The sequence below is a fragment of the Xanthomonas sp. AC360 genome (genome assembly GCF_979258225.1).
Genome location: NZ_OZ409846.1, coordinates 1,492,413 through 1,504,412, shown reverse-complemented (window position 1 = coordinate 1,504,412; position 12,000 = coordinate 1,492,413). Strand labels below are relative to the sequence as shown.

Here is a 12,000-nt window from a genome sequence, read left to right as displayed (position 1 = left end):
CCTCGTCTCTTTCAAAACCACTGCCGCACCGCATGCGCGACAGACACTGCAACGTGCCACCACAACGCAGCACGCGGCGCACGCTTGGCGGCGAGCACGCGGGCCGGCACGTACGAGAGTACATGCCGTGCCTGGGTGCTGCGCGCGCCAGCCTGCGCCGCGTGCGGAGTTGCGATCGCTGCGTCCACTACAGCCCGTTTGCGGCCTTCCACTTGGGGATCTCGTCCTTCAACAACTTGTCCGGCCAGGTGCCATGCCAGGCATAGCCGACGCGGCGTTCGTTGGGCACCTGCATGTAGTCGGTCAAGGCCTTGCCCTCGCGGTTGGCATACAACGGGCGTTGATTTTGCAGGTCGTAGAAGCGTGCCCATAACGACGCACCGGGTTGCGCGACCAGGATCACGTCCTTGCCGGTTTCCTGGTTGGGGTCGTCGATTTTCTTGGTGGCCAGATCGCGCATGCGGTGGGTGTCGAACCAGACACCGGCCGATTGCACCGCGGTCTTGATCTTGGCCGACGGGTTGGGCTGGCGCATCAGAAACCGCACGATGCTCACCGACTCGCTGGACGACAACGAGGCCAGTTCATACGCGCGTGCCTTGGCCGGCTTGAGCGTGACTTCGTCGTACTGCGCGCCCCACACGGTGAGCGTGCTGCCGATCTTGACCTGAGTGGCGAGCACGCATTCCAGACCCTTGGTGACTGCCTGCACTGCGCGTGCGCCGTGGCTGCTGCGCAGTTGCGCGCCGGTGTCGCCCTTGCCCTCGCCGATGTCCTGCAGCAGGTTGAGCACACGCACCATCGCATCGTCGTTGTAGGTGATCTGATGGTGATAGGACGACAGGTCCGGGTAGAACTGCGGCCAGCCACCGTTGGCGTACTGCGCCTTGAGCAGATAGTCCACGCCACGGCGTGCGGCAGCGATGTACTTGGCGTTCTTTTCGTTCTTGAAGGCGGTGGACAGGTACGTGATTTCGGACGTGGTCGCCTTGTTGTCGATGGTGGCGTCGTCCTTGCGCCCGGGTTGTTGCAGCTCGGCGATTTCGGCGGCGGTAAAGGTGCGCGTGTAGTCCACCGCCACGCCCTTGTACTGCTTGGACCAACCACCGGAGGCGGTCTGCAGCAGCAACATGTTGTCGGCGATCTTGTCGGCCATGGCCGACAGCGGGGCCAGCAGCAATGCGGTGGTGAATGCGAGTGTCGATAAGCGGATCATCAGAACGGCCTCCAGCTGCCCAGGATGGTGTTACGGTCCAGCGCGGCGGCCTGCGCAGCGGTGAGCTGGCGCGACCACTTCACGCGGCGCGACGGGTTGGCGCCGTTGCCGCTGCTCTGGTATTCGCTGTAGCGGGCGGTCGCCTCGTTGGCGGTGTTGCCCCAGTTGTTCCAGCCTTCGGGCAGGATGTGTGCGCCCAGCTGGCTGCTGATGAAGCTGACGCTGGCATACGGTCGCCACGGGCGCCCGAGGTGCACGCGCGAGACACCACTGGCGGCGGTGACGCGGGCATTGCGGAACACGAAGCCGCGCGCACTTTCCTGTGGGGTGGAAGCGGCAGTGAGATAGCCATCGCCCAGCGAGTGCAGTTGTACGTTTTCGAACAGCGCGGTGCCGGCGCCGAACACGAAATCCACCGTGCCTTCGACATAGCAATCCAGGAAGTACGACAGCTTGGCGCCGCGCAGGTACAGCGTGTCCTGGTAACCGAGGAAGCGCACGTTGCGGAACGCAGCGCGGTCGCCATCCACACGCACCGCCACCGCCTGCCCCACCGGGCCTGCGTGATTGCCCAAGGCGAGTTTTTCGGCAGTGAAGTCGTTGCCGGCGATGATGACGCTGGACGAGCCGGAGGTGCCGTATTCCTTGCCGGTGGCCGGATTGATGCGCGAGGCGTAGTTGTCGTAGGTGATGATGGTCTGGGTGGGGCCAGCGCCGGTGAGCTTGAGCGCCGGTGCGTTGGACGGCACCACGATCAGTTCCTGGTAGGTGCCGGCGCCGATGTTGATCTGCGCGCGTTTGCCGCCCTGTACGGCGGCGTCGATGGCGGCCTGTACGGTGCGGTAGCCGGCGCTGCCCTGCTTGGCCACGGTGTAGACCGGGTCGGCGGCCAGGGCCACCGTGCTGCAGAGCGAGAGCCCCGCCAGCATGGCGGTGGCGGCGAGGTTGCGTAACACGATCCTGCGATGCAGTTGCATTGCTGTGCTCCTGTTAGAACTTGTAGCGCGCGCCGACGTAGTACTGGCGTCCGGTGACGGTGTATTTGTCCGGCAGTTCCAGCGTGGAATCGACGTAGCGACGGTCGGGGGTGTCGAGGAGGTTGATCGCCTCAAAGGTCAGCGACAGGTGGTCGTTGAGCTTGTAGGACATGTTGAAATCGACGTTTTCAACGCTGTATTTGCCGGTGACATCGGCGGTGACAAGACGCTTGCCGTCCAGGTCGTAGACGTCTTCCTGGGCGAGGATGTTGTTGATGTAGCCATCGCGATAACTGGTGGACACGCGCGCACTGAAGCGGCCGTCGTCGTAATAGACGGTGGCGTTGTAGGACTGCGGCGAGAGATTGAGCAGGTCGCGCTCGGTGGTGGTGGTGGTGATGCTGGTATTGCTGTTGCCGGCGGTACTGAACAGGTAATTGATCTTGGAATCGACCTGGGTGTAGTTGAGCTGCACGCCGAAGTTGCGCCAGAAGCCGGGCAGGAAATCGAAGGCTTGCTGATAGGTCAGCTCGAAGCCCTTGAGCGGGCCGCCGGGCGTGTTGAAGTAGCTCTGCACATTGAAGATGGTGTCCGGGGTAAAGCCTGCGGGCAGCAGATCCAGCGAGTAGCCCATCGCTTCCCAGGTGGTGAGCACGCGGGTGCGCTGCACGTAACTCTGGATGTCCTTGTAGAACACCGCCGCCGACAGCAGCGAGCCTTCGCGGAAATACCATTCGGCGCTGAGGTCGTAGTTGGTGGAGCGGAACGGGTCGAGCTTGGGATTGCCCAGATTGATCGAGAAAAAGCGCCCGTCATCGAAGAACTGGGTGGGGCCGCCGCTGACGCTGGGCGACAGGTAGGCCAGCGTGGGGCGTGCCATGGTCTTGGCCGCACCGAAGCGCAGCACGACCTCATCGCTGACGTCCCAGGACAGGTTCAACGAGGGCAACACATCGCGGTAGTTGTGATTGACGGTGGTGGGCACCAGCAGGCGCTCGCCGGGGTTGGCGGTGGCGCTGGCCACGCCGAAGAACGACTCGCAGTTAGGCGAGATGGCGCCGGAGGCGGTGGCCGTGCACGGTGCATAGCCGCTGGCGGCAATCTGCGTCTGCACGTAGCGCACGCCCAGGTTGCCGCGCAGCGCGCGACCCCACAGGTCGGTATTGAAATCCAGCTGCAGATACGTGCCCAGGCTCTTTTCGTTGACCGCGAAATTATTGTTGGACGAGCCGAAATGGCCGACATCGGCCAGGCGGTAATCGCCACCGGGCACGCCGGTATCGCAGTTGCAATTGATGTTGAGCAGGTCGGCGACTTTCTGGAAATCCGGAATCACCCAGGTGGTGGGAAAGTTGCCGTTCAAGCTGCGGCCGAAGCCGTCCAACGTGGTGTTCAGATCGCCCACGCCCACGCCGGCCGGCAACGCCTGCGCCAGGCGACCGTAGGAGACATGGCGCGACTCGGTCGTCTCCATGTCGTAGTCCTTGTAGGCCAGACCGGTGCGGAAGGTGAAGGTGGAATTGATGTTGAATTCCAGATCCAGCTTGGCGGTGTCGAAGGTGTTGCTGACCGACTGCGGATTGAGCCGCACTTCGCTGATGTTGGTGCCGCGCGCGGTGCCATTGCTGTTGACCGGCACCGCGCCATAGCCCAGCCACTGCCAGTTGTTGGGGTCGGCGGCGTCGAACGGGAAGGTCATGCTGGGGTAGTCGCCACCGTTACGCCGGTCGAGCACAAAGCCGTCCAGGTTGGTGTTGTCGAAGCTGACCAGCGAGAACACCGGGCGCTCGTAATCGGAGGTGGAATGGCCGACCAATGCAGTCATGCGCACCTGGTCGTTGAAGCGGTGCGCCAGGTCCAGGTTGAACTGCTTGAACTCGGTGGATTCTTCGATGGTGCTGGATTCGGTGCGGTAGTCGACGTTGTCGAACACGCCGTAGGTGAGGCGGTTCTGCTCGTCCACCTGCGCTTCGCGCACCGCAATCTGGGTCTTGCCGCCGAAGTTGGCGGTGCGGTGCAGGTTGGCGCCAACCGAATCTTCGCGCTGGTCCTTGTCCAACTTGGAATACAGCAGGTCGACGTTGAGCAAGGTGTCGTCGCTGAACTTGAATTGCAGCGCGCCAGTGACACCGAGCCGCTTGATCTCGTGATCGGTGCGGATATAACGCGGGTAGCGCGGAATCCAGGCATCGGTGGCGGTTTCGTAGGCCTGGATGTTTTCGGGCGTATTGGCCGGGCGCGCGATGCCGGTGCCGCAGCTGGTGGCACTGAGGCCGTAGCTGCCCCAGCCGTTGTTGCGGTCCTGGTTGGCCTGCGAGCCTACGCCGGCGCGGGTTTCATTCGACAACGGGTTGCGCGGGGTTTGCGGGTTGTAGCCCACTGGCGAGCAGAACCCGTAGGTGCCGTTGTTGGTGGCGGTGCTCTGGTTGGAGTTGCGGTAGTTGCCGTGCTCCCAGCGCACCGGGTTGTAGCCTTCTTCGCGCAGATGGCGCTCGCTGTAGGACACCGACATCAACGCGCCGACGCGACCATCGGCCCAGATGTTGCTGATCAGGCCGGAGAAGCGCGGGTCTTTTTCGCGCGAGAGATCGTTGTAGCCGTATTGCGTGGACGCAGCGGCTTCAAAGCCATCGAAGTCGAACGGGCGCGAGCCACGCAAATCGACAGTGGCGCCCAATGAGCCTTCGTCCATCTGCGCCGACTGGGTCTTGCTGATGGTGACGCGACTGAACAACTCGGAGGCAAAGGTATTGAAGTCGAAACCACGGCTGCGGTTGACGCCATCGCTGCCGCTACCGGCAGTGGCCAGTGCTTCCAGCCCGTTGATGCGCACGCGGGTGAAATCCGAACCCAGGCCGCGCACCGAGATCTGCTTGCCCTCGCCGCCTTCGCGGTCGATCGACACACCGGCGATGCGCTGCATCGATTCGGCCAGATTCAGATCGGGAAACTTGCCGATATCTTCGGCATAAATCGCATCCACCTGCTCCACGCTGTAACGCTTGGCGTCCAGCGATTGCTGCAGGCTTTCGCGATAGGTTGCCTTGACCTGCACCCGGTCGAGATCCACCGGATCGGTGGGCGTGGTGGGCGGACCGACGGTTTGCGCGGCAGCGCCGACACCGTGCAAGGCCAGCACAATGGCCACCGACAGACGCGCGGCGGACAGGCGGGCGCCTGCCGCGTGGGCAGGACGACACGAACGGGCTTGCATGATGCGGCTCTCTCCCTGGCACTGGCTGCAAAGACGCGCTCAGCCCCCCAAGGCCATCGGCGTCGCACGAAACATCCCGCCCACCGCGTTGCATGCGCGCCCGAAAAACCGGGCGCAAGACGTCATCGCGATCAGGCGTTGGAATCAGGCCCGCTGCGCGTGTGCGCAGCGGGCGGACACGCTTTTAGAACTTGTAGCGGGCGCCGAGCAGGAACTGGCGACCGGTTTCACCGTATTGCAGCGGCAACTGGCCGGTGCGCGGCGAGGACACCCACTCGTCGGAGGCTTCGTTGGTGAGGTTGATGCCTTCCAGGCTCAGCTCCAGCTGCTTGCTGATCTTGTAGCGCAGCGAGGCGTCGATCATGGTGGTGCCGGTCATGCCGTGCACGCCATCGACGTTGAAGCCGGCTTCCGAACCCGGTGCCTGGGTCAGGTAGTCGTCGCGGTTGGTGGCCGACACGCGCCCTGCGAAGGATTCGCCTTCGTAGAACAAGGTGGCATTCCACGACGAGCGCGACAGCCCGAGCAGATCGTTCTTCATCACCGGCGCGCCGCTGCTGGCCAGGTACTGGATCTGCGAATCGACCCAGGTGTAGTTGAGCTGCACGCCCAGGTTGGCCCACTTGCCCGGCAGGAAGGTGAAGGGCTGGGTGTAGTTGGCTTCCACGCCCTTCAATTCGCCGCCCGGGGTATTGAGCGGAATGCTGAAGGCGAAGTCGTCGTTGACGGTGGCACCGGTGCCGTCCAGCAACGAAGCCGGTAGGCCGCTGCTGGAATACGGGCGTACTTCGCGCGCGGTCTGGATAAAGCTTTCGATGTCCTTGTAGAACAGGCCGACACCGACCATGGCGCCTTCGTTGAAGTACCACTCCAGGCCGAGGTCGACGTTGGTGGCTTCGATCGGGTCCAGATCCGGGTTGCCGCCGGCCACGGTGCGCGACCCGCCGGCCACAGCCACGGTGACGCCGGGGGTGAGGCTGCCCAGGCCGGGACGGCTCATGACCTTGGCCGCACCCAGGCGCAGCAGCAGGTCGGGCATCAGCTCGGCGACCAGGTTGAACGAGGGCAGCGTGTTGTTGTACTTGCGGCCCACGGTGGTCTGCGTCGGGATGTTGTTGATCAACGCGAACCCGGTGGACTCCTGCTCGGTGCGCACGTAACGCACACCGAAGTTACCCGACAGCGGAATGGACCCCAGATCGGTGGAGAACTCGCCCATCAACCACACGCCGCGGTCTTTTTCTTCGACGCTACGGCTGTTGTTGACGCGCGGAGCCACTGCAAAGGTGCCGCTGTTGCTGTAGATGCCGAACTGATCGGCCACCGCATCCAGGTTGGGCACGACCCAGGCGTTGGGGCTGCCGTTGATGCCCTTGAGCCCGGCCTGTTCGGTCAGGTCTGCCGGCACGATGGTGGTGCCGTTGGCGAAGGTGGGCACGGCCAGCTCGTTGGCGCGGCGCAGTTCGACGGTGCTGAAGGTGTAGTTCTTGGCCAGCACGCCGCCCTTGAGGCGGAAGCCGGGGCTGACGTTCCAGTTGAAGTCGATCTGCCCGGTGTCGAAGTCGTTATCCACCGACTGCGGACGCAAACGGATTTCCGCAAGTTCCCAGCCATTGGGATTGGTCGGGTCGATCCCGTAGTTCAGCACCGGCGCGCGGTTGTTGCCGCGGTAGTCGTAGCTGTACCCGTCGACGTCGTACTTGTCCATGATGATGGTGGTCTGGATCGGGTTCTCGTGCGCAGAGCGCGAGGTGCCCACCCGGGCATTGACACTGAAGGCATCGTTGAAACGATGCTCCATGTCGAAGCTGATCTGCTTGAACTCGGTGTTCCACTCGTCGTGGCGGTTTTCGGTACGGATGTCGACGTTGTCGAATTCGCCGTAAACCAAGGCGTTGTTGCGGATCTCGCCGTTGCGCACGATGGTGGCGGGCTTGCCGTCACGCACTGCACGACGCGGGGTGAGCCCGTCGCGGTTGCGGCTGAAGGAGATCGCTTCGATGTAATGCTCGTCGCGCTTGGCGTCGATCTTGGAATACAGCATGTCCAGCGACAGCGTGGTGCGGTCGGACGGCTTCCACTGCAGCGAGCCGGTGATGCCCAGGCGCTGCTGGTCGTGGATCTGCTGGGTGTAGCGCGGGAAGCGCGGGTGGTAGACATCGGCCGAGCGCGCGGCGGCGAACGGCGAGGTGGCGCTGAAACCGCCGTTGCTGGTGCCATTGGCCCAGCGGCCGGTGTTGGAACCTTCTTCCAGCACTTCGCGCTCGGTGTAGGCCACCGACAGCAAGGCGCCGAATGTGTTGTCGGCCCAGGTATTGGCGATCAAGCCGGCCACGCGCGGGTTGGCCTTTTCGGCCATCGCGTTATAAGCGGCCTGGGTGCTGGCAGCGAAGGTGAAGCCGTTGTAGTCGAACGGACGCGCGGTGCGCAGGTCGACGGTGGCGCCCAACGAGCCTTCTTCCACATCGGCCGAGGCGGTCTTGCGCGCGATCAGCTGCGAGAACAGGTCCGAGGCGAACACGTTGAAGTCGAAGCCGCGGCCGCGGTTGGTACCGCCGCTCTGGTCGCCGGCGCCCACGGTGGTGAGCGCTTCCATGCCGTTGATGCGCACGCGGGTGAACTCCGGGCCCAGACCACGCACCGAAATGGCGCGGCCTTCGCCGGCCTCACGGGTGATCACGACGCCGGGGATGCGCTGCAGCGATTCGGCCAGGTTGAGGTCGGGGAACTTGCCGATGTCTTCAGCGACAATCGCATCGACCACGCCGGCTTCGCCGCGCTTGATGTCCAGGGCCTTTTCCACCGAGGCGCGATAGCCGGTCACCGTGACGGTGTCCAGGTCCACGGCCGGTTCTGCAGGCGCTTGGGTGGTTTCTTGTGCTGCCAGGTGGCCGCTCAGCGCGAAGCCGATCGACAACGCCAGCAAGGTAACCGGTGTCTTCCGGTTGGTGGTCCGAAATTGCATGTCCTCCCCTCCCAAGGGTCCATGAACAATGTGAAATGCGGGGGTGTGAGCGGCAATGACACCGCTGGTCAAAACGACGTTACCAGCTGAATCGTCGTTCAACATCTTGCAGCGCAGCAGAAAACGTCACCATATTTGCCCTAAAGGGGTGCAAGCGGTCGCTTCAGGTCGCATCATGACGCTCGCCCGGCGGGTTTGCTGCCGGCTAGAATGACACCGATGGTCATCGTAACGCGCCGCCGGCCCCCCACCCTGTGACGCACCACACAGCCGAGGTACTACCGCATGAGTCGAGCCCGCATCCTGTGTTTTGGAGAGTTGTTGCTGCGTCTGGGGGCGCCTGGTCATGAGCTGCTGTTGCAGCAGCCGCGACTGGACGTGCATTGCGGTGGTGCCGAAGCCAACGTCGGCGTGTCGCTGGCGCATTTCGGCCACGACGTGGCCATGGTCAGCACCGTGGCCGACAACCCGCTTGGCGCCGCGGTGCTGGGTGAGCTGCGTCGGCATGACGTCGATACCCGCCATGTGCGGCAGGTGGATGGCCGCATGGGCCTGTACTTTTTGACGACCGGCGCGATCCATCGCCCCAGCGAAGTGGTCTACGACCGCGCCGATTCGGCGTTTGCGCTGGCGTCCGCCGATGCCTACGACTGGCCGCGCCTGCTTGAGGGTGCGCAATGGCTGCATCTGTCCGGGGTGAGCCCGGCGCTGGGCGCCGACGTCGCGCAGGCCACGCTGGCGGCAGCGCGCGCCGCGCGGGCGGCCGGGGTCAAGGTGTCGTTCGACGGCAACTACCGGCCCAAGTTATGGCAGCGCTGGCAGGGCGATGCGCGCGGCATCCTGCATCAGCTGTTCGACTGCGCCGATGTGGTGTTTGCCGACTACCGCGATATCGGTGTGGTGCTCGGTGGCGAGTTCCCGCAGGACACGCTGGAAGCGCGCGTGGAATCAGCCGCGCAGCAGGCGTTTGCCGCATTTCCGCAGTTGCAGTTGATGGCCTGCACGCAGCGCGTGGCGCATAACGTGGACCACCACAGCCTGGGCGCGATGCTGGTGCCGCGCGAGGGCGCGGTGGCGCGCGCGCCCAGCGAAGAACTCAACCCCATCATCGACCGCATCGGCGGTGGCGATGCGTTTGCCGCCGGCGTGCTGCACGGCCTAATCGAAGGCTGGTCGCTGGACGACACGGTGCGCTTCGGCCTGGCTGCCGGTTGTCTGAAGCACTCGATTCCCGGCGATTTCAATCCGCTGTCGGTGGCCGACGTGCAGGCGTGTGTGGGCGATGCGCGGTTCGATGTGAAGCGGTGAATCGGGAATCGGGAATCGGGAATCGTAAGAGCGCTTTCATGCCGCTGCTCTGACCGCGTTGGAACGATGAGGCATCTTGAGCGCGCCCCAGTGCGATCTAGCGAACCTCAGATCGACACGGACTAGCGGCGCGTGCGGCGCTTGTTGATGACCCACGCCATTACGGCACTCACCAGCACCACGCAGACCGATGCCGGGACGCTGAAAAACGCCGCAATCAACAGCGCGTTCTGCCAGGGTGGTGCTGAGCCATCCTGCATCACCGCGGCGCAGACTACCGCAGTGGTGATTGCGAGATTGGCCAGTGCCTTGAGCGCGCCATGCACCCGAACAAAGCGCAACAGCACAGCGCAGACGGTGCTGACGAGCAAGGCCAGGACGAGATGGGCGATGAGTTTGTCCATTGGGTGCCAGGAGTGGGATTGGTGTTTGGGGATGGATGCCGCGTTGTTGACGCAATGGTGCGTGCATCCAGGATGCGATGAGGAACACACGCGCAGATCCCCTTTCCCTCGGGAAAAGCGGCCCGACGGGCGGAGAAGAGGAAGGCCGCTAGACGTTGCGCCATCCGCCTGGCTGGCAATGAAGGCGTTAGCGAGCGCGCCAGATGCGTCACCAGTAGCCGCGACGCAGCACTGCAGTAGCGCGCCGTATCAGCGCATCGATAGCGCATCGCGCCGCAGAACCACGCAACCACAGCAACACCACGGCCTGCCCCCATAAGAACGGCCGGCATCACTGCCGGCCGTTTTCTATAGCTCCGTGTGTGTGCGGAAATTGGAAGAACAGAGAGCCACGCTCTTGCGATTCCCCATTCACGATTCCCGATTCCCGATTCCCCATTCACCCCAACTCGATGCAATCGAAGCTCACGTCCGTCGCCACATCGGCGTCGTAATCCACGTCGTCGCGCTCGAAGCCGAACAGCTTGAGGAACTCATGCTTGTAGCCGGCGTAGTCGGTGAGCGCGAACAGGTTCTCGGTGGTGACCTGCGGCCATAGCGCCTTGCAGGCTTCCTGCACGTCGTCGCGCAGTTCCCAATCGTCCAGGCGCAGGCGGTTTTCGTCATCCAGCTCGGCCGGCTGGCCGTCTTCGCGGTACAGCCGCTCGCGGAACAGGCGGTCCAGCTGGTCGATGGTGCCTTCGTGCAAGCCCTTTTCCTTCATGATCTTGTAGACCATGGAGATGTACAGCGGCATCACCGGGATCGCCGCACTGGCCTGTGTCACCACCGACTTGAGCACCGCCACATTGGCGCTGCCGCCGCGGGCGGCCAGGCGCGCGTTCAAGCGTTGCGCGGTGTGGTCCAGGTCCACCTTGGCCTTGCCCAGCGCGCCGTGCCAGTAGATCGGCCAGGTGATTTCGGTACCGATATAGCTGAAGGCCACGCTGCGCGCGCCGTCGGCGAGCACGCCGGCGCCTTCCAACGCGTCGATCCACAGTTCCCAATCCTGCCCGCCCATCACGGTGATGGTGTCGTCGATTTCCTGCTCGGTCGCCGGCTCGATCGAGGCCTGGATGATGGCGTCCTTGTTGGTGTCGATGGCGGTGGCGGTATAGGTGTTGCCGATCGGCTTGAGCGCCGAACGCTTTACTTCGCCGCTGCCCGGCAGCTTGCGCACCGGCGAGGCCAGCGAATACACCACCAGATCGACGCTGCCGCCCATCTCGGTCTTGATCAGCTCGATCACTTTTTCGCGCGCCGCATCCGAAAACGCATCGCCATTGATCGACTTGCTGTATCGGCCCGCGGCCTTGGCGTGTTTGTCGAAAGCCGCCGAGTTGTACCAGCCGGCGGTGCCGGCCTTGGTGGCGGTGCCGGGTTTTTCGAAGAACACGCCCAGCGTGTCCGCACCGAACCCGAACGCGGCAGTGATGCGCGAAGCCAGGCCGTAGCCGCTGGACGCGCCGATCACCAAGACCTTCTTCGGGCCGTCGTTGCGCACGCCGCGCGTGCGCGTTGCGGCGATCTGCTCGAGCACATTGCGCTCGCAGCCAAGCGGATGCGTGGTGGTGCAGATGAAGCCGCGCACTTTGGGATGGATGATCAACGTGGACTCCTGGTCAGCAAGATGCTGGCGGCATCTTAATCGGTGCACCGCATGCGAAACAGCCTGATGCGTAACACACGCTGCTGTATGGAGGGCGATGCGCCCGCGCGCGGCGACTGCCTGCCACGCGCGTCGCCCTGCCAGCCACCGGCACGCCGCGCCCGACAGCACTGCCCTGCGCTCGCGCGTCACACCGTGTGAAGCGCGACGCCGGGCAATTGCCGCCGCAACAGCTGTGCTATTTTTCTGGGCTGCCGTGCCGTGCCTG

At 64.0% G+C, this 12,000-nt stretch carries 7 protein-coding genes; 1 reads left to right on the top strand and 6 read right to left on the bottom strand.

Going from position 1 to position 12,000, the window contains the following annotated elements:
* Positions 1–187: 187 nt before the first annotated feature.
* From pelA to ACZZ0O_RS06350, 4 genes are all read right to left on the bottom strand, one after another.
* A complete protein-coding gene (gene pelA / locus ACZZ0O_RS06365; protein WP_055852922.1) occupies positions 188–1,216 on the bottom strand; it encodes a pectate lyase in 1,029 nt (342 codons plus the stop codon).
* Positions 1,216–2,193 carry a pectinesterase family protein gene (locus tag ACZZ0O_RS06360; RefSeq protein WP_115526657.1) on the bottom strand — a complete coding sequence of 326 codons (978 nt, stop codon included), beginning with the start codon at positions 2,191–2,193 and terminating at the stop codon, positions 1,216–1,218. The genes pelA and ACZZ0O_RS06360 overlap by 1 nt, the downstream gene beginning before the upstream one ends.
* Positions 2,194–2,206: 13 nt before the next feature.
* Entirely contained in the window at positions 2,207–5,407 is a 3,201-nt protein-coding gene (locus ACZZ0O_RS06355) for a TonB-dependent receptor (RefSeq protein ID WP_463590304.1), read from the bottom strand.
* A 184-nt stretch (positions 5,408–5,591) separates the two neighbouring features.
* Positions 5,592–8,372, bottom strand: a complete 2,781-nt coding sequence (locus ACZZ0O_RS06350) for a TonB-dependent receptor (protein ID WP_463590303.1) — start codon at positions 8,370–8,372, stop codon at positions 5,592–5,594.
* A gap of 285 nt (positions 8,373–8,657) precedes the next feature.
* On the opposite strand from ACZZ0O_RS06350, the gene ACZZ0O_RS06345 reads away from it, so the two are divergent.
* On the top strand, positions 8,658–9,680 hold the full coding sequence (locus tag ACZZ0O_RS06345; RefSeq protein WP_463590302.1) for a PfkB family carbohydrate kinase: 1,023 nt from the start codon (positions 8,658–8,660) through the stop codon (positions 9,678–9,680).
* A gap of 122 nt (positions 9,681–9,802) precedes the next feature.
* On the opposite strand, the gene ACZZ0O_RS06340 is transcribed toward ACZZ0O_RS06345, so the two are convergent.
* A complete protein-coding gene (locus ACZZ0O_RS06340; protein ID WP_463590301.1) occupies positions 9,803–10,084 on the bottom strand; it encodes a hypothetical protein in 282 nt (93 codons plus the stop codon).
* Between the two features lie 439 nt (positions 10,085–10,523).
* Positions 10,524–11,732, bottom strand: coding sequence for an enoyl-ACP reductase FabV (gene fabV / locus ACZZ0O_RS06335; protein ID WP_463590300.1), 1,209 nt, complete (start codon positions 11,730–11,732; stop codon positions 10,524–10,526).
* Positions 11,733–12,000: the final 268 nt, after the last annotated feature.

Bases quoted from the DNA above. Each gene is read 5' to 3' on its own strand.
- ACZZ0O_RS06350 (WP_463590303.1), bottom strand. From the start codon at position 8,372: ATGCAATTTCGGACCACCAACCGGAAGACACCGGTTACCTTGCTGGCG.
- ACZZ0O_RS06360 (WP_115526657.1), bottom strand. From the start codon at position 2,193: ATGCAACTGCATCGCAGGATCGTGTTACGCAACCTCGCCGCCACCGCC.
- ACZZ0O_RS06340 (WP_463590301.1), bottom strand. From the start codon at position 10,084: ATGGACAAACTCATCGCCCATCTCGTCCTGGCCTTGCTCGTCAGCACC.
- ACZZ0O_RS06355 (WP_463590304.1), bottom strand. From the start codon at position 5,407: ATGCAAGCCCGTTCGTGTCGTCCTGCCCACGCGGCAGGCGCCCGCCTG.
- ACZZ0O_RS06345 (WP_463590302.1), top strand. From the start codon at position 8,658: ATGAGTCGAGCCCGCATCCTGTGTTTTGGAGAGTTGTTGCTGCGTCTG.
- pelA (WP_055852922.1), bottom strand. From the start codon at position 1,216: ATGATCCGCTTATCGACACTCGCATTCACCACCGCATTGCTGCTGGCC.